The sequence below is a fragment of the Mongoliitalea sp. genome (assembly GCF_054166905.1).
The window spans coordinates 345,882-363,094 of record NZ_JBSZCK010000040.1 but is presented as its reverse complement, the minus strand read 5'-3'; the positions used below and the strand labels follow the sequence as shown (position 1 = coordinate 363,094).

Genomic DNA, 17,213 nt, shown 5'->3' with positions numbered 1-17,213 from the left:
AAAAAGTATCAAGAAGGCGAGAACACCTCCTGAGATTTTCAAAAATCTGTAGAAAAACCGCTTGATATTGATATTGTTAGGGTTGAACTCTTAAACTCAAAGATATTACAATATAGGCTAATTCACCTCTAAATTGACATCATTTAGTGGTAATTTGTTCAAAAAATCATGCCAAAAATCACAAAAGAAGCAAATACAGGTTTGCTAATCTTTATAGCTGAAGGAATTCACTCCTGTTTCAAATTCTCCCCGTCTCGGTTACCAAATTGTTACTTTTTTGAGAAATTAATTGGTGGTGCTAGAAAATATACTAACTTGAAAATCTATTGATTGAGTTATGGAAATTTACTTTACGATTGGATTTTTGTTGAGCGTTTATTTTCTGACAAGCCTTGCACTTTCCCAAGGTTTTTTCCCTTACAGTAAGACTTTTATTCAAGACAAGAAAGGTGAAATAAAACCCGTATTTTATTACGGAAGAATCCTATTGATCAGCCTACTGATATCAATTTCACTGACAGCGTTGATGTTTTACTTTTTCATTTCCCCTGCCAATTTTCTTCCTTAAGCCTACTCTACATATAAAACCAATCCTTTCAAGTATTCTGTTTCTGTATGAAATAAATTGATCGGATGATCGGCTGGCTGAGATAAGTAATGTAAAATCCGCACATTTCGCTTGGCTTCAAAAGCCGCGGCAGTGACTGTATCAGCAAATAACTTTTTATCCACTACTTGGGAACAGGAAAAGGTGAATAATATTCCTCCTTTTTGAATACGCTTCAGCGCTTCTGCATTCAGTCGTTTATAAGCCTGCACTGCATTATGTCTAGCTTTCATATTTTTTGCAAAAGCAGGTGGATCTAAGACAATGATATCGTAATCCAAGTCAATTTCCCGTATATACTTGACCACATCAGCCACGATGGATTCATGCTTGCCATCAAAACCCGTATTTAACGCTACATTTTTATCCGTCAATTCAATGGCTTTAGCGGATATATCCACTGAATGAACTTCGGTGGCCCCTGCTTTTAAGGCTGCAACCGAAAATCCCCCTGAATAACAAAAGGTATTGAGTACTTTTTTTCCTTTGGCATAAAGACCAAGTAAATTCCTGTTTTCCCGTTGATCTACAAAAAAACCTGTCTTCTGCCCCTTCTCCCAATCAATTTCATAGGCACATCCATACTCTAATACTTGTGTAGTTTTAGGTTCGCCCAAGACGATTCGGTTCTCTACGCCGATATTTTTGGGCAAAGTTTCCGCACTTTTATCATACACGCAATCCAAGGTATCCCCATAGACTGTTTTCAGAGCCTGCGCTATTTCTTTCACATGCTTGTACATGCCAATTTGATGACACTGAATAACGGCCGTACCATTGTAAAAATCAATAATTAACCCTGGAAAACCATCTCCTTCTCCATGCACCAATCGGTAAACATTCGTCATATCAGCATCCACCAATCCAATGCTTGTTCTGACCTGATAGGCATCACTCAGACGTTTTTGCCAAAAAGCAGCATCAATCAATTCCTCCTGAAAACTGATAATTCGGACCATGATAGACCCATATTGAAAATGACCAATTCCTAAGAATTCTCCTTTAAAACTGTGAATTTGAACCAAATCACCGTTTTTGAGGTCTTCATCTTTTTCCAAAATAGCACCAGAAAACACCCAATGATGCCTGCGTAAAAGAGAAATCTCTTTGCTTTTGCCTAATTTAATGACTGGATATGGTAACATGATTTTTTGGTTTGCGAGGGAAAATATAAGAGCCCACGACCATGCTCAAAGCACTTACCAAAAGTGCAGGAAGGTGTGGGTAAACAGGAAGTTCTTCAAGTAAAGAAAAACCAAGAAAGGCAATCATTCCAAGAACTATGGACATCAAGGCACCCATTTCAGAAGCTTTTTTCCAGTACAGCCCTGCTGTCAACGGAACAAATAAAGACACCATCATTAAAATGGATGCTCCTGCGACCAATTCATAAATGTTTGTTTTCCAATTGGCCATAAGTACCGCTACAATGGATACAGCAATGATATTCAAACGTAAAATCCAAAGAAAATGAGCATCCTTTAACTTGTTACCAAAATAGGGACGGATTAGGTTTTCTGAGATGATAGCCGCTGGAGCCAGCAATCCTGAACTTGTAGTACTCATGATAGCTGAAATCAAGGCTCCGAAAAAGAGGACTTGCACATGCAAACCAGAATGCCGCAAAACCATTTCAGGAAGTAACAATTGCTTGTTTTCTAAATAGATTTCTGGATAAAGAAACTTAGCTCCTAAAGCAATAAAAAGTGGCAGTAAGCCTATCGTTACATAAAAACCACCTGCCAGATAGGTGGATTGGATCGCAATTTTCTCGCTTCTAGAGGCCATCACCCGCTGATAAATATCTTGCGATGGAATACTACCAATCCCCAAAATCATCCAAGCTCCTAAATAGTTGAGCCATGAAATGCTATTCATTTCCGGAAAAAACTGAAAGCTTCCTTCGGGAGCAGACTCTAGAATCGGCATCACTCCTCCAGCCTTTTCCGCTACAAGGACTGCAACCCAAATCAACCCAACCACAATCAAGGTAGTTTGGATAAAATCAGTAATGGAAATCGCCCACATCCCTCCAAGAAAAGTGTAAAACACCACAATCCCCGCAGAAATTAAAATTCCCTGAGAAATAGTCAAGTCCGAAACTGAGGTAAAAATTAATGCCAAGGCCACCAGTTGTGCTGCAACATATCCAAAATAGGCTGGAATCATGAAAAGCGAAGCGAAGAACTCCACCCGCTTACCAAATAGTTTTTTGTACACATCACCAATAGTCAGCACATTCATCCGATACATTGGTTTCAGGTAAAAGGCACCAAACAAAATCAAACACAGTGCTCCACCAAAAGGATCTTCGATTACACCCTGTAAACCATGTTCCAAATACTCTGAGGAAGCTCCAAAAATAGTCTCTGAACCAAACCAGGTTGCAAACAATGCAGAAGCCGATAAAAATAAGGGCAACTGCCTTCCTGCTAATACAAAGTCATTGGAGTTTTTCACCAATTTTGATGACCAGGCCCCTATCAGGACAGTGATCAGTAAGTATATGACGATGGAGGTTAGTAGCAATGGAAGTGAGCAGTGAATAGTGAACAGTTATTGGGTGAACAGTGAACAGTTTGATTAGTAACAGAATAAAACTATTCTTTTTTATTACATAACTCCGTACTTGGTACATGGTACCGCGTACATTACTAAATACGAGATAAACTTACCAGGTCTGCAAAGTCTTGAGTTTTCTATCACATTCCTCAATTACCAAAAATCAAGTCTTATCTCTTGGTTCTTGATTCTTGGCTCTAAATTCTAATTTCTCGCTTCTCGTCTCCTGCTTGCCGCGGGCAAGTCTCGCTTCTCATCTCTTACCTCTCGATAGGCAAGCTCGTCTCTCGCTTCAATCCTCACCCATACATTTTCGCTCTCATGGCCTTGATTTCTTCCGATGCCAAATAATCATCATAAGGCATGCGGCGATCAATCGTTCCTTTTGGAGTGAATTCGATGATACGGTTTGCGGTAGTAGATACGAACGCATGGTCATACGAGCTCAAAAGGACAGTTCCGTTAAACTCAATAACAGCATTATTGAAGGCAGTAATGGACTCCAAGTCTAAGTGGTTGGTTGGTTCATCCATGACCAACAAGTTCGGGTTTTGAAGCATCATACGAGATACCATGCAGCGAACTTTTTCACCTCCGGAAAGTACGGATGACTTCTTCAAAGTCTCCTCTCCCGTAAACAACATTCTTCCCAAGAAAGTCCTCACATAAGCTTCTTCCTGATTGGTAGAAAACTGTCTCAACCAATCAATCAAATTCAATTCTGTCTGGAAGAATTTCGAGTTATCATTTGGTAAGTAAGCCTTATTGATTGTTACTCCCCACTTAAAAGAACCCTTTTGTACAGGGATTTCCTCCATGATGGTTTGGAAGAATTTGTTGACAGCCTGCTTGGTTTTAGATATAAAGGCAATCTTATCTCCTTTGTCCACCATCAGATTGACATCGGTGAAATAGATCGCATTGTCATCTTTCAACTCCAATCCATCTGTCATAAAGATTTGGTCTCCTGCTTCTCTCTCAGGTTTGAAGATAATGCCAGGGTATTTACGGGTAGAAGGCTGAATGTCATCTACATTCAATTTCTCCAACATCTTCTTACGAGCAGTAGCCTGCTTGGACTTGGCCACGTTAGCGGAGAAACGTGCGATGAATTCTTGCAATTCCTTACGCTTTTCTTCTACTTTCTTATTTTGATCAGATTTTTGTTTTGCAGCTAATTGAGAAGATTCGTACCAAAAGGTATAGTTACCAGAGTAAATCTTTATTTTCCCAAAGTCAATATCTACGATATGAGTTGAAACAGCATCCAAGAAATGTCTATCGTGGGAAACTACAATCACCAAGTTTTTGAAATTGACCAGGAAGTCTTCCAACCAATTGATAGTTTCCGCATCTAAGTCATTGGTAGGTTCATCGAGAATCAGAATATCTGGATTACCAAAAAGTGCTTGTGCCAATAAAACTCTCACTTTTTGATTACCTGCCAATTCCTTCATCGGTAAGTAATGTAAGTCTTCTGTAATCCCTAAGCCAGATAATAAAGCTGCTGCATCTGACTCTGCATTCCACCCATCCATTTCAGCAAACTCAGCTTCCAATTCTGAAGCCCTAATTCCATCTGCCTCGGTAAAATCTTCTTTCATGTAGATGGCATCCTTTTCGGACATAATGGAGTAAAGTTTTTGATGTCCCATCAAAACTGCTTTTAGCACTTCAACCTCATCGTAGGCAAAGTGATTCTGCTTTAACACAGCCATACGTTGCCCTGGAGTGATATTGATAGCACCTGATGTACTGTCTTGTTCACCTGAAAGGATTTTTAAAAAAGTGGATTTCCCTGCCCCATTGGCACCGATTACACCATAGCAATTACCAGGTGTGAATTTAAGATTAACATCTTCAAAAAGGGTACGTTTGCCAAACTTGAGGGAAAGATTATCTACCGAAATCATGCGCTTCTTTTTTTATGAGGCTGCAAAGATAACCTTTCTATGGTAAGCCTGCAAAAGCAAATGAACGAATTTACAATCAGCTCATTTGGTTAAAAACATAAAAAAGCCAAGTTTTGCACTGAGGCTTAAAAGTCTTCAAATAAAGTCTGCTATCCTTTAATTTTTCGTAACTAATCTAAATTGATCCATAACTCGATAAGTCGCTTTTGTCAAATCTGATTGCCCATCAGGAGAATAAAGATCAAAATTTCCCGCTGTATAACCTTGCCAAATAGTATTTCCTCTTTTGTTATCGATTACATAAATGACCAATAAGCCATTTTTCTCCACAAATTTTACCCGATTATAGGTTTCATCACGTTCTCGTTGCTGCCTTTCTTCCTCTTCTGAAAGTTCAAAATCTCCAATTCTCCTATTCAACCAATAATCAAAATTAGGTTGATCATAGCCTCTGTATTTAACAGAGTCGCTAAAAATTTTATAATTAATCAATAAATCTGGACGATCCTGATCCACTCTGAAGCCTTGAGAACCAAGTCTTGATGAAATCGTACGTTCTATCGCTTGGTAATAAGTTACGCTATCTTCAGGGATGGCATTAACGACGAAATTGAACGTTTTATACTTTTTGAAATTTCCTGAATAATTAAAATCATATTCGGCTATGAAATCTTTTTGGGAAGCACAGCCCAAAACAAGCAGCGCAAGAACAAGGATAAAATAGGTTTGTCGCATGATGAATTGATTAGAAATTGAATGATTAACTTACATGATTCTTTTTTGTTTGGAATGACGTATTGAAGTTCAACAATTTACATACTTTTTCGTACATAAATCAAGTATCTTATTCCCTGTAGCTTTTGAAAAATGTATATTGCCAAAAATTTTGTAGCGACTGATCATGATGGATTTGTTTGTAATTGGAGATGTACACGGTTGTTTCCACACTTATTTGACACTCATGGATCAATGGGATCCTAAAAAAGAGCAGTTAATTCAGGTAGGTGATTTAGTAGACCGTGGAAATTTTTCTCCTGACACCATCCGGTTAGCATTTGAATTGAAAAATACGTTTAAACGAACAGTACATTTTATCCGAGGTAACCATGAGCAGCTTTTACTGGAATATATTCATGAACCGAAACTGGATGATTGGCTTTTTAACGGAGGAAAAGAGACGCTAGCGCAATTTGAAAAATCCAAGCTAGACATTGAATTTTATGCCAATTGGATCAATACACTGCCTTTTTATTGGGAAAACAAAGAAGTATTGATTTCGCACGCTGGTATCAGCAGTTTCCATCCTGAATTGTACCATCCCAGTCATTCAGAATCTGTGCTTTGGAACAGAAAACCTTTGAAAAATATTGGCCGATTACAAATCCACGGACATACACCGCAACTTTCCGGTCAACCGTCATTTGATCAAGAATCTAATTCTTGGAACATTGATACAGGAGCTTTTAGAGGCTTGGCGCTTACAGGGCTTAAGTTAAAGGCCAATGGAAAACTCAAAGAAATCATTACACTTCCAACACTTCCTGAAGATTATCAAAAGCCTTAAATCGAATTAAGCCTTAAAGCTTTTGTCACCCCATCTGGAATATCTTCATCATAATGAGATACATAAATCAACCCAACCGAAGATACTTCCAAAACGGCCTCCAAAAACCTCTTGAATCGCAAGCGTTGTCCTGTTTCCAATCCCTGTGCTCCTTCATCGATAATCAACAACTGAGGGGATTTAATCAAAGCCCTGCACAGTAAAAGCATTCGTTGTTCGGCTAAAGGCAATTGATGAAAGGGTATTTGAGCCTTTTCTTTCATCTGTAAAAACTCCAACCATTGGATTCCTCTAGCTTCCTGTTCCTGACTAGGCTTTTTAAATAGCCCCATGGAATCAAAAAAACCTGAAAGCAAGACTTTCCATACAGTTTGATTTCTAGGAAAAAAACGACTCAGCTCGGGCGCTACAAAACCTATGGGCTTTTTTACATCCCAAATACTTTCTCCTGTCCCCCGCTTTCGGTCAAACAAAAAAATATCATTTGCATAGGCTTGTGGATGTTCCCCAATCAATAAACTTATCAACGTTGATTTTCCAGCTCCATTAGGCCCTTGCAACAACCAACGTTCTTTAGGTTTTACCTCCCAAGACAGTTCATGCAAAATCCATTTTTCTCCATACCGAATAGATACTTTTTCCAAACGAATCAGGTACTGCACCTGAATAGAAAAAGTTGATTCGAGCAGATTTCGAAGTTTTTTCTTGTCAACTTTTGCATGAAATTCTTTTCTTGTAGAGGAAATTTTTGAAATAGCTTCCCTTTCCACTACTTCCAAGCACCTGTTTTGAAGCAGCGCAATACGAGTAAAAGATTCTGGGATTTCAGTAGGAATAGTGCTCATAAGCAAGTGAACACCTGAAGCTTGAATAACCTTCAGAATTTGATCAAATGAAACCCTCGTTTGAAGATCCAACCCAGTCATAGGATGATCCATCACCAACAATTTGGGCTGTTGTATCAAAGCTGAGGCAATTGCCAATCTTCGGGATTCTCCATTGGATAATTTGATCAGGGATTCTTGCTGCAATTGCTCCAAATGTAAGAGTTGTATGACAGTAGTCAATGTCCAAAAGCCGGTTCGCTTTGGAATATTTTTCAAGTAAGCTTCCACGGTAACGGTGTCCTCTGAATCCATTGAATTGAAGCGTTGTTGATAGTAAAAGTTCTGGAGATTGGATTTATTTCGAAAAGGATAATCCTGACCCACATAGGCAATCAAATCCCGAAAAGAATGAACCTCTCCCAATTGACTTTTCTCTTCAACATAGTCCTGAGCAAAAGGTCTTGCAACGATTCCAGACACCACAGACCGGTTACCCAAGAGTACCTGCAAAAAATCAGTTAATACCTGGCCTTCCTCCCCGATGATTGCCCAGTGTTCTCCTTCACTCCAAGTAAAGTTAAGGTTTTCGAATATTACCTTTTGTCCTTGATGAACGCTTACTTGGTACAATTGAAGTAACATTAGACCTTATTTTTACTGTCCATTATGATGGTGACTGGCCCATCATTGACCAAGGAAACTTTCATATCTGCCCCAAATTCTCCCGTTTGAATACCTTTTCCCAAATCAGTTTCCAATACTTGGATAAATCGCTCATACATAGGAATGGCTATTTCTGGTTTGGCAGCTTTGATATAAGAAGGACGATTGCCTTTTTTGGTGCTGGCATGCAGCGTAAACTGGGAGATCAGTAAAATATCCCCCCCACAATCCAAGATACTTTTATTCATCACTCCTTGTTCATCTGGAAAAATCCGAAGATTGACGATTTTCTTGCTTAGCCAATTCATATCTTCCTCCCCGTCGGCTTCTTCAATTCCTACTAATATCATCAAACCTCCGCCAATGGCTCCATTGATTTCTCCATTGATCTTAACTGATGATTCGGATACACGTTGGATAACTGCTATCATATCAATAATCGAGCATTTCGCTGTTTGAGATCACCTGAACTTTGACAGATTTGGCTTGGTTTGCATGGTCAATCATAGCCTTAGCTACCTGTCGGTCATAAATGGGGCGGTACTTTTTGTACATCTTAAACCAGACCATGGGCTTAGTGATAATTTTGGCAAACTCCTCTCCTAATCTGAATTCCGAACGCTCTCCAAGAAGCAAGGAAGGCTGCATCAATCCAAGGTATTCAAATGGAATCACTTTCAGGTCTTCTTCTACTTCACCTTTGACCTTGTTATAAAAAACTTTAGATACTGGATCTGCTCCGATAGCCGATACATACATCAGGCGGCTAACCCCTTGTTGATACAACCAAACTGCGGATTGCACCACAAAATCATGATCTATTTGATAGAATTTCTCCTGCGAACCTGCTTGTTTGATGGTAGTTCCTAGGGAACAAAAGGCATGCATGCCCACTGATTTTTGGGAAATTTTCTCCCAAAGTGGAAACAGTTGCCCACCTAGATCTTCTTCCCGAAGCATGTCTTCTAGGTTCCAGGTTTGGATTTGCGTAAAATCACCGGTGACCTGAATAAGTTTCTCGTGTTTGAGGGCTAGCTTTCTTCTGCCTACTGAAATGACATATTCGTAGCGCTTGTCTTGGAGTAATTGGTGCATCAACTGCTTCCCAATCAAGCCCGAGGTTCCAATAATAAATGCTAGTTGATTCATGAATGTTGGATTCTTTCTTAGTCCTTTATTTGGACAATGTTTGATTTTTTTCCCAAGCCAAAAACTCTTCCACTTCCTGCTTGATTGCATTATAAACCGCAATCAACACCGATAGATCATCTGCGTAGCCGATAACAGGCATGATATCAGGGATAATATCTAGTGGAGACACAAAATACACCAAGCCCAACACCATAAGCATTAAAGATTTGGAAGAAACTTTGAACTCTCCACGCTTGTGAGCTTGTATCATACGCTTAAAAACCATAATGGGCTCCAAGGCTTCCTGCACTTTTGGATGATGACTGACCTGTTCCAGCTTGAAAACCACCTGCTGCTGCAATTTCTTCAGTTCTCCTTCTTCACCTAAGATACGCTCTGCCTGCTTTTGGTACATCAGTTTAGCTTTGGAGAAGAAATCGGTAGTATGTTCGCGGAAAGAGCTCATATTAAAAGAAAATACGGATTTCATTTTTGACATTTTGCAGGGCTACCTGAATGGCGTCCGACCGTTGATCCAAGGAAAGCTGGAAAATACGCTTGGCTAAATCAATTCCTCTCGCATCTTCCGGCATATCTTGTAGAGCCGTATTACACAAGGTGACTACCGATTCGGTGGCTCTTCGGACAGATTCCCAAGTTTCATCGGAGAAATAGACCTGCTGGGCTAGGTTATGATTGAATTCCTCCCTTACTTCCGTCAAGAGCTGTCTATGCAAATCTGCTGCCGAAAATGTGGGGTTGTTCACTCTTCTAATCAGATTATTAGGTGTGATCCGCTCCAAGAGCAAACATAATCGCTCCCCTGCCTGTAATCGGATGGGAAGGATGGTTTGGGTATTTTGTGTTTTAAGGTCGACCAAAAGCTTTTCCCGCTCCTTGTTGAGGAAAGACATCACAGTCAGATACATTCCGTAAATCACGAGGCCTGCGGGCAAGACAATTTTTAACAAATCAGCAATGTACTCCATGGGTGTAAATTATTAAGTTTCGAATATCCGAAATTATTGAGCAGGATAAAACCTTGTTTTTGGTAATTTTGCTAGAGATTGATGAACTTGCTAACGCAAAAAGCCATTATACGGACATGATTGTACCCATAAAAATATCAGAAAAAGCCCAGATCGAGATCAAAAACATCATGCAGCACAAAAATATCCCTGCAAACTATGCCCTTCGCATAGGTGTCAAGGGGGGAGGTTGCGGGGGCATGGCCTATCAACTCGGGTTCGACAAATCCAAAGAAGGTGATCAGCAATTCGATGTGGACGGGATCCCTGTGTTGGTTGAAAAGAAACACTACATGTTTCTGATGGGAATATTGGTAGATTTTTATGAAGGGAATGATGCTAGAGGATTTACGTTCGTGAATCCGGATTTAAAAAAAGAGGAAGGATAAAGAAGCGATAGGCGAGATTTTAGATTTTAGGTTTCGGTATATCTTGGATGGATAGTTGGGAGGTAATGCTTTTTGCAGCTTGCCATAAAAGAATAAAAGGAAGACATCGCTGCCCTCCTTTTATTCCTAAACCTAATTTAAATAACTTTTCTTTGAACCGTTGGAGTAAACTTTTCCAAAGTTTTAATCGCAACTAGCTCTATTGCTTTTGAATCAACTTTAGAAAAGTTCCTTATCACTATCAATCTACATGCACAGTATAGGTCTTCTGCGTCACATTTCCTGCAACATCTTCAACCCATACAATTAGGTCTAAGTGGTCTTCTCCAGCGGGAACGGTGATTGCATTTGATCCTGTTAATAAGTCTTCAAAGCGTAAATCAGTAGTATTTGGTAAATTAGCGCCAGACATACCTTGTCTCCAAGTAGAGGATCCCCACATTCTTTCAACAAATACTTCATCAGCTACTCTTGCCATAGCACTGTGATTATGATTATGATCGTGCTCTTCAGCTAATCTGATCCATACAAAGCGAATATCTGAACTTAAAGAATGCGTACCTTTCGCAATACTTCCTCTTACATCCAATAACTCACCTGCCTCAGCATCGATTTCACCATTTTTTAAGTTGTTTACAGCTACCTGTGGCGCATAGGCACGCTCAATAAAGAAAGTAGCGATGTAATTGCTATCATCTGCGAAACTAGTTTGGTTTCCAAAAATGTCTACCGCCGAAATGATAATATCATAAGGTCCTGCCAATACATTTCCCTGAACTCTGGAAGTAGGTCCCTCCCAATAAACATCCGTTGCTGTGTTATCAACATTCAACCGTTTTGCTCCTTGCGGGAAACGGAAAGCTAAATTAGCAGCGTCTGCACTGTAAATATCCTTCACATTCAATGCCTCAAACGAATTGGACATCCTTGCATGGGTATGGCCATCAAAAGAATTATGAATATCAACCAATACTTGACCGATGCCTGATTCATCCGTTACACTAAAACGGATATGCATATGGTCAGTTGTTGCAAGCCTTACCTCATTATTCGCAGGTCTAAATCCATCTCTACCCTCAGCAAAAGAAATTACCGGAGCCTCAAGATCAGCAATTGCCGGATTGTCATCATCCGTACAGGCCGAAAAAGCCAACACACCACCCATAGCTAGCAATCCTAGAAACTTTTTCATAGTTTAATTTTTGTTACAATGTTTAATTTGCAATAATGTTGCAAATATAAGAAAGGCAATGGAAGCCACAAATTATTATTTTGTTTTTTTATCGAATTCCTACGGGAATATTGATACTCAGGGAAATATTTCTTCCTTGCTCAGGTAAATTAAGAAGCCTGTATCTGCTCAAATGATTGAAATATACAGCATTTCCTAAGTTTTGACCTGATAATTGCAGTTGTAATGGCTGATTTTTCAACAATACATCCCAGCCCAGACCAGCTTCCCACAATTGGTAACCTTCGGTAATACGTTCATTTCTATCCACTCGATTCTGTGTAGCCGCCCAACGGGATTCTACAAATACATACATATTCTGGATATTTTTACCCAAAGAAGGCAACTTGTACTCCAAGCCGACCAAAGTAGAAAAAGGCGGTGTCAACGGTAAAGGTAACCCCGTATCCAAATTGTGATTGTAGACATATTCTGCACCAAGGGAGAAATTCAAGTTCTTTAACAAGGAAACCTGCGACATCAACTCACCACCTGTGAAAATGGCATTGTTTTGGCGATATTCCCATAATAAGCTTGCACCAGGCAATGGGGAAAATCGAGGAGCAGGTGCCAAATAAATGTAATTATCAAAGTAGCCAAAGAACGGACTGATACTCACCATAACCTTCTTTTTGGATAAGGAAATATTCAGATCTGCCTGATAACTTCTTTCTGCAATCAAATTAGCATTCCCAACTTCATGCCTGAAATTTCCGTGATGCACACCATTGGAGGCTAATTCAATAGGCGTTGGAATTCTATAAGCAGAACCTAGATTGAATTTCACATTCACATCATCCTTATACACCCAAGAAAGCCCCGTACTACCACTCCAATTAAGAAAAGTTCGATAGATATCTGCATTCCGTTGCTCAAATTCTCCCGTTGGTTGCATACGTACGAAAATGGGTTGTAGATGCTCCTGAATATCATGTACTGCCCCATCTACTCTAACCCCTCCATTCCATACCAAATTTGGATTCAAGCGCTGTTCTCTGAAATAGAAAATACCTCCTTGTGTGGATTCAAAGTTGGGAAGTAGGAACTCAAAACCACTTTGTCTATTAACGGAATGCTGTACGTTGAAACCTGCTACGGACTGTCCTCTTTCTCCATGCTGCTGATTCAAGCGAAGGTTTGCCGTATACACATCCAGATCTAGGGATAATGCCAAATTACCAAATTCATTTTCTCCCAAACCTTGGATATGCGGAAAAGAAAACTCCCTACGCTGATTGCGCTGATAGCCCAAATCCAATTCCATCCAGTTTTTTCCTAACTGAATGGTATTATTCCAAATCACCTTATAATGTTGGTTGTCCTGCTTTGGTAAATCAATGTTGCGATGATCTCCATCATGCCTTAAATTATTGATATTCGGAATCCCCACAGCTCCAACAAAAATTCCTGCCTGTTGATTAAATCCACTTACTGTTACAGTTGAAAAACCCCAATCCTTTTGCACACCTCCCGTAAAGGAAAAATGGCGTTCGCGACCAGCTGTATTTTTGAGACGGTTATCAAAAATGGGCAATAAAAACCCCGCATAAACAAAGTTCTCCGCGGGAACTCGATAATCACTAAAATCCTGTGCAGTAAATCGTGCTCGAAACACAAAATCCTTTTCATTGCCATCTACAAAGACAGAATGGGAAATCATATCATTATTCGAGCGATACATGCCAGAATAGTTCGCCTCAATGGCTCCGTTTTGTTGGAAAGCTGCGGGAGCGATGTTGATCACACCTGCCATACCATCCGAACCATAAATCAGAGAAGCTGGACCTTTCACAATTTCTACTCGATCCACGTCAAATGGGTCGATTTCCAAGCCATGATCGGCTCCCCATTGTTGCCCTTCCTGCTTGATGCCACGATCGTTCACCATGATACGATTGAAACTCATCCCTCGAATCACAGGCTTGCTGATTCCCACCCCAGTATTAATGGTAGAAATTCCAGGAAGCTTTTCAATAGCATTGGCAAAAGTTCCTCCATTATTTCTTTGAATAAAATCTCTATCCAAAATCAAGATGGTTTGTGACTGCTCTAAAGGTCCATTTTTAAAGGGGTTGGCTTCTACAGTCAAACTGGCCAACAAAATCTCCGATTCTGTCAATTGAATGCTCAATTCAGTACCCTCCATTCCGACTTCAACATTTTTACTGTAGGACTTAAAGCCCAAATGCGTCACATGTAGATGATAAATACCCGGATTTAGATTGGAAAATTGAAAATCTCCATCCAAGGATGCCACCGTAGATCTCCCCAACTCATGAATGGAAATAATGGCTGCTAACGGCATTTGCTTGCTGTCCGTAACTTTCCCTTTCAAGACCGTCTGACGGCTCTGAGCAAAAGATTCTGCCAGTATCAGAAGAAAAACGAGGAGTAAAAGAAAATATTTGTTGGGACGCAAGCGTATTTGCAATAATGTTACAGGTACAAAAGTACGGAATCCTCCAAAAAGTTCAACTTTGTTGCAAATAAAATAAAAGTGCATTTCAATGAGAGATCAAGCCTACCCGTAGGATAAAAAAAGATAATTTTTCTTGTATATTGGGCAGTAAAACCAACATATCCTATGACAAAAGAGGCTGAAAAATATTTAAGTAGAATGACAAATCCCTTCATTTTTTGGTGGGCTATGTTTTTCAAATTACCATCAGCAGTTTTTTGGAGATTGAAAATCAAGTCCTTATCCTTAGAGAAATGTGAGGTTAGCATTCCCTTCTTTTGGAGAAGTCAAAACCCATTTCAATCTATCTATTTTGCTGCCTTGGCTGGTGCTGCAGAACTCAGCACGGGAGCTTTATGTCAATTAGGCATGGCTGGAAAAGGAAAATTCAGTATGTTGGTGGTAGACTTCCGAGCCGAATACCACAAAAAAGCCAATCAAAAAATAATTTTTACCTGCGACCAAGGAGTCGAACTCACACAAATAATCGACTCTCTACAACCACAGCAAACAGGATCCCTCACCATGATCTCCACCGGACGTAATTCCCAAGGAGACGTAGTGGCGAAGTTTTATGTCACTTGGTCATTTAAACGAAAAGAGTAAACAGTGCAGAATGACAGTGCGAAGTGAAAAGTAGCAGTAATAGCACGGCGACTGAGCGAAGTCAATGCATGTGGTAAATGAAGGATGAAAGAATAAAGTATGAGGGCTGATGGTTGAATGTACTAATTTTAGATTTCAGATTTTAGATCTTAGATTTAATCGAACAATATAAGCCCCTTAGCCAAAGCTCCTTAATTCTCTTCATCCCTTAATGGTTTCTCTTTTATTCGAAAATTCTATGAGTAAGTGCGCTTAGAAGTCTCAATAAAGAAACGGCCACCAATAGGAGGATAAAACACATGGAGTTTCAAACTCCCTTAATTTTCTAAAATCCTTAATGGTTTCTTTCTAGAAAAGACCAAACATTAAAAAGACTTCAAGAATATCTGGCTCTTGATACTCATTTCTTATTTATCGTTTGGATCCTAAACATGGTTGGTGTTCCTGCCCAACCATTCCTAAAGGCTCAGTTCTTAATTACCATTCCACCTTGGGGGACCTATAAAAATTAATTCCTTTCCGATCCCAGGTTCTTTCATGAGCAGAAATCCTTCTTGAAAAATCTTCCCAATTCCTATTGGAGGCAGGAGACCAAGCAATCTCTGCTATAGCTGCTAATCTCGGAAACACCATATATTCTATATCCGCTCTTGTTTCAATGGTTTCTGTCCATAAAGGAGCTTCTACACCTAAAATATCTTTTCGCTGAATTCCCTCATGAAGCGTGGTCGGGTCCCAATTGTAGGCGTCATCCAATTCTATATACGCAGCCCATTTTAATCCAATACTTGTCGTACTGTCATACTTCATATCCAAATAAGTACGAACTGCGGGAGAAATTAAAACCTTCGCTCCCTGATCAATTGCTAGCAAAGCATTTTCAGCTTTTGCCCAATATTGTGCTATGGAACTTGTCTCCAATTTGGCATGCGCTACTTCATCCCAGCCTATAGTGATTTTACCATATTTTGTTACAAAATCTTGGGCTCTTTCAATGAAATAAACATAATCTTCAATAGGTACAATCAGGGTTTCATCCCCACCAATGTGCAAATATGGTCCAGGAGTTATCGCCGCTAATTCCCGAATAACATCTTCCACAAACTGATAGGTTACTTCTGAATGAATATCCAAGGTACTAAAACCCACATCTATTCCAGTATGGTAAGGAGTTGCAAGGGAATCTTTTTCAAGTCCAAATGCAGACCAATCAACCGGAACTGCTGTTTCTTTGGGTACTTCTATTCCAGGATTGAGAAATCCATAAGCATTTAAGACTGCATTTGTGTGGCCCGGCATATCGATTTCTGGTACAATGGTTATAAAATTCTTAGCAGCATAAGCCACCAATTCCTGATATTCCTCTTGGGTATAATAACCTCCATCTCCCCCTCCCACTTCGTTAGCACCGCCAATAGTCGTCAGTAATGGCCAAGATTTGATTTCAATTCTCCATCCTTGGTCATCTGATAGGTGCAGATGTAAATGATTGATTTTATAAACGGCCAACTGATCTATCAAATGCTTCACATCTGCTAAAGGGAAAAAGTGCCTAGCTACATCTAACATCATCCCTCTGTAAGAATACTCTGGATAATCCTCAATCAATCCCCCTTGGATGAGGACCTGCTTTCCATCCACTCCATCCAAAAGTTGCTTAAATGTCTGAATAGCATAGAATAACCCAGCCTCATCCGAACCAATTAACTGAATTTTATCTGACTGAATATCGATTTTATAAGCCTCACTCTTAGAGGTAAAACTTGCATCAATGTTTATTTGTATCACCTTCGCAGCAGTTTCATTTTGCATCCCCAACTCCAATCCTATGGCCTGCTGTATAGTAGCTTTCATTAGATTTCCGAAAGAACCAGTTCTCTCATCCACCATAATTTTGACCGATTTATCCAATAAAAAGTCTGATGATGATGTCATGACCTGTACTGGGACTGGAATGATGGTATGCTTTTCTAAAGAAACTTCCACTACTTGACTAGTACATGAACACATGATAAATCCAACCAGTCCAACTATGAAAATGTAATCTTTTACTTTTGAGCACATGAATTCTGCCAATTTGGTTTATGAAAGTTCTCAAACTTAAATAATTTTTTTCAATAAGATCAGAAGTGTACAAAAAACTTTGTGAGAAGAATAAATACTTCCACCCATCCATCAAATTTACCCGTTGCTATGAAAAAAGGTGGGAAGTAGTTTTCAATCCCGCTTTTTTA

At 39.6% G+C, this 17,213-nt stretch carries 15 protein-coding genes; 3 read left to right on the top strand and 12 right to left on the bottom strand.

Annotated features, from left to right (window positions below):
* Positions 1 to 570: 570 nt before the first annotated feature.
* From ACXIUD_RS15750 to ACXIUD_RS15735, 4 genes are all read right to left on the bottom strand, one after another.
* Positions 571 to 1,752: a class I SAM-dependent rRNA methyltransferase gene (locus ACXIUD_RS15750; protein ID WP_458053603.1), complete on the bottom strand. Its 1,182-nt coding sequence runs from the start codon at positions 1,750 to 1,752 to the stop codon at positions 571 to 573.
* Positions 1,730 to 3,067 (bottom strand): sodium:solute symporter family protein, encoded by a 1,338-nt coding sequence (locus tag ACXIUD_RS15745; RefSeq protein ID WP_458053602.1) that lies wholly within the window; start codon positions 3,065 to 3,067, stop codon positions 1,730 to 1,732. Before ACXIUD_RS15745 ends, ACXIUD_RS15750 begins: the two co-directional genes overlap by 23 nt.
* Positions 3,068 to 3,468: 401 nt before the next feature.
* Entirely contained in the window at positions 3,469 to 5,082 is a 1,614-nt protein-coding gene (locus ACXIUD_RS15740) for an ABC-F family ATP-binding cassette domain-containing protein (RefSeq protein WP_458053601.1), read from the bottom strand.
* A 156-nt stretch (positions 5,083 to 5,238) separates the two neighbouring features.
* Positions 5,239 to 5,817: a DUF4136 domain-containing protein gene (locus tag ACXIUD_RS15735; protein WP_458053600.1), complete on the bottom strand. Its 579-nt coding sequence runs from the start codon at positions 5,815 to 5,817 to the stop codon at positions 5,239 to 5,241.
* 166 nt (positions 5,818 to 5,983) lie between these two features.
* Between ACXIUD_RS15735 and ACXIUD_RS15730 the strand changes: the two genes are divergently transcribed.
* Positions 5,984 to 6,646, top strand: a complete 663-nt coding sequence (locus ACXIUD_RS15730; RefSeq protein ID WP_458053599.1) for a metallophosphoesterase family protein — start codon at positions 5,984 to 5,986, stop codon at positions 6,644 to 6,646.
* On the opposite strand, the gene ACXIUD_RS15725 is transcribed toward ACXIUD_RS15730, so the two are convergent.
* Genes ACXIUD_RS15725 through ACXIUD_RS15705 form a run of 5 tightly spaced genes read right to left on the bottom strand, consistent with a single transcriptional unit; the run spans position 6,643 to position 10,256 of the window.
* Positions 6,643 to 8,115, bottom strand: coding sequence for an ATP-binding cassette domain-containing protein (locus ACXIUD_RS15725; protein ID WP_458053598.1), 1,473 nt, complete (start codon positions 8,113 to 8,115; stop codon positions 6,643 to 6,645). The two genes, ACXIUD_RS15730 and ACXIUD_RS15725, sit on opposite strands and share 4 nt — an antisense overlap.
* Positions 8,115 to 8,567: a D-aminoacyl-tRNA deacylase gene (dtd, locus tag ACXIUD_RS15720; protein WP_458053597.1), complete on the bottom strand. Its 453-nt coding sequence runs from the start codon at positions 8,565 to 8,567 to the stop codon at positions 8,115 to 8,117. Before dtd ends, ACXIUD_RS15725 begins: the two co-directional genes overlap by 1 nt.
* Position 8,568: 1 nt before the next feature.
* Positions 8,569 to 9,285 (bottom strand): oxidoreductase, encoded by a 717-nt coding sequence (locus ACXIUD_RS15715; RefSeq protein ID WP_458053596.1) that lies wholly within the window; start codon positions 9,283 to 9,285, stop codon positions 8,569 to 8,571.
* Between the two features lie 25 nt (positions 9,286 to 9,310).
* Entirely contained in the window at positions 9,311 to 9,757 is a 447-nt protein-coding gene (locus ACXIUD_RS15710) for a YkvA family protein (protein ID WP_458053595.1), read from the bottom strand.
* Entirely contained in the window at positions 9,735 to 10,256 is a 522-nt protein-coding gene (locus tag ACXIUD_RS15705) for a DUF7935 family protein (RefSeq protein WP_458053594.1), read from the bottom strand. Before ACXIUD_RS15705 ends, ACXIUD_RS15710 begins: the two co-directional genes overlap by 23 nt.
* A 116-nt stretch (positions 10,257 to 10,372) precedes the next feature.
* Here ACXIUD_RS15705 and ACXIUD_RS15700 point away from each other — a divergent pair, with 116 nt between their 5' ends.
* Positions 10,373 to 10,684 (top strand): HesB/IscA family protein, encoded by a 312-nt coding sequence (locus ACXIUD_RS15700; protein WP_458053593.1) that lies wholly within the window; start codon positions 10,373 to 10,375, stop codon positions 10,682 to 10,684.
* Positions 10,685 to 10,925: 241 nt separating this feature from the next.
* On the opposite strand, the gene ACXIUD_RS15695 is transcribed toward ACXIUD_RS15700, so the two are convergent.
* Together ACXIUD_RS15695 and ACXIUD_RS15690 are read right to left on the bottom strand one after the other, a co-directional pair.
* Positions 10,926 to 11,876, bottom strand: a complete 951-nt coding sequence (locus ACXIUD_RS15695; RefSeq protein WP_458053592.1) for a DUF4625 domain-containing protein — start codon at positions 11,874 to 11,876, stop codon at positions 10,926 to 10,928.
* An 88-nt stretch (positions 11,877 to 11,964) separates the two neighbouring features.
* Complete coding sequence (locus ACXIUD_RS15690; RefSeq protein ID WP_458053591.1) at positions 11,965 to 14,418, bottom strand: TonB-dependent receptor; 2,454 nt, start codon at positions 14,416 to 14,418, stop codon at positions 11,965 to 11,967.
* A gap of 81 nt (positions 14,419 to 14,499) precedes the next feature.
* On the opposite strand from ACXIUD_RS15690, the gene ACXIUD_RS15685 reads away from it, so the two are divergent.
* Positions 14,500 to 14,979 (top strand): DUF4442 domain-containing protein, encoded by a 480-nt coding sequence (locus ACXIUD_RS15685; RefSeq protein ID WP_458053590.1) that lies wholly within the window; start codon positions 14,500 to 14,502, stop codon positions 14,977 to 14,979.
* 477 nt (positions 14,980 to 15,456) lie between these two features.
* On the opposite strand, the gene ACXIUD_RS15680 is transcribed toward ACXIUD_RS15685, so the two are convergent.
* Entirely contained in the window at positions 15,457 to 17,043 is a 1,587-nt protein-coding gene (locus ACXIUD_RS15680) for a family 20 glycosylhydrolase (protein WP_458053589.1), read from the bottom strand.
* Positions 17,044 to 17,213 lie beyond the last annotated feature (170 nt).

Coding starts and splice junctions, on each gene's coding strand:
- ACXIUD_RS15750 (WP_458053603.1), bottom strand. CDS start 1,752: ATGTTACCATATCCAGTCATTAAATTAGGCAAAAGCAAAGAGATTTCT.
- ACXIUD_RS15740 (WP_458053601.1), bottom strand. CDS start 5,082: ATGATTTCGGTAGATAATCTTTCCCTCAAGTTTGGCAAACGTACCCTT.
- ACXIUD_RS15735 (WP_458053600.1), bottom strand. CDS start 5,817: ATGCGACAAACCTATTTTATCCTTGTTCTTGCGCTGCTTGTTTTGGGC.
- ACXIUD_RS15730 (WP_458053599.1), top strand. CDS start 5,984: ATGATGGATTTGTTTGTAATTGGAGATGTACACGGTTGTTTCCACACT.
- ACXIUD_RS15725 (WP_458053598.1), bottom strand. CDS start 8,115: ATGTTACTTCAATTGTACCAAGTAAGCGTTCATCAAGGACAAAAGGTA.
- dtd (WP_458053597.1), bottom strand. CDS start 8,567: ATGATAGCAGTTATCCAACGTGTATCCGAATCATCAGTTAAGATCAAT.
- ACXIUD_RS15715 (WP_458053596.1), bottom strand. CDS start 9,285: ATGAATCAACTAGCATTTATTATTGGAACCTCGGGCTTGATTGGGAAG.
- ACXIUD_RS15710 (WP_458053595.1), bottom strand. CDS start 9,757: ATGAAATCCGTATTTTCTTTTAATATGAGCTCTTTCCGCGAACATACT.
- ACXIUD_RS15705 (WP_458053594.1), bottom strand. CDS start 10,256: ATGGAGTACATTGCTGATTTGTTAAAAATTGTCTTGCCCGCAGGCCTC.
- ACXIUD_RS15700 (WP_458053593.1), top strand. CDS start 10,373: ATGATTGTACCCATAAAAATATCAGAAAAAGCCCAGATCGAGATCAAA.
- ACXIUD_RS15695 (WP_458053592.1), bottom strand. CDS start 11,876: ATGAAAAAGTTTCTAGGATTGCTAGCTATGGGTGGTGTGTTGGCTTTT.
- ACXIUD_RS15690 (WP_458053591.1), bottom strand. CDS start 14,418: ATGCACTTTTATTTTATTTGCAACAAAGTTGAACTTTTTGGAGGATTC.
- ACXIUD_RS15685 (WP_458053590.1), top strand. CDS start 14,500: ATGACAAAAGAGGCTGAAAAATATTTAAGTAGAATGACAAATCCCTTC.
- ACXIUD_RS15680 (WP_458053589.1), bottom strand. CDS start 17,043: ATGTGCTCAAAAGTAAAAGATTACATTTTCATAGTTGGACTGGTTGGA.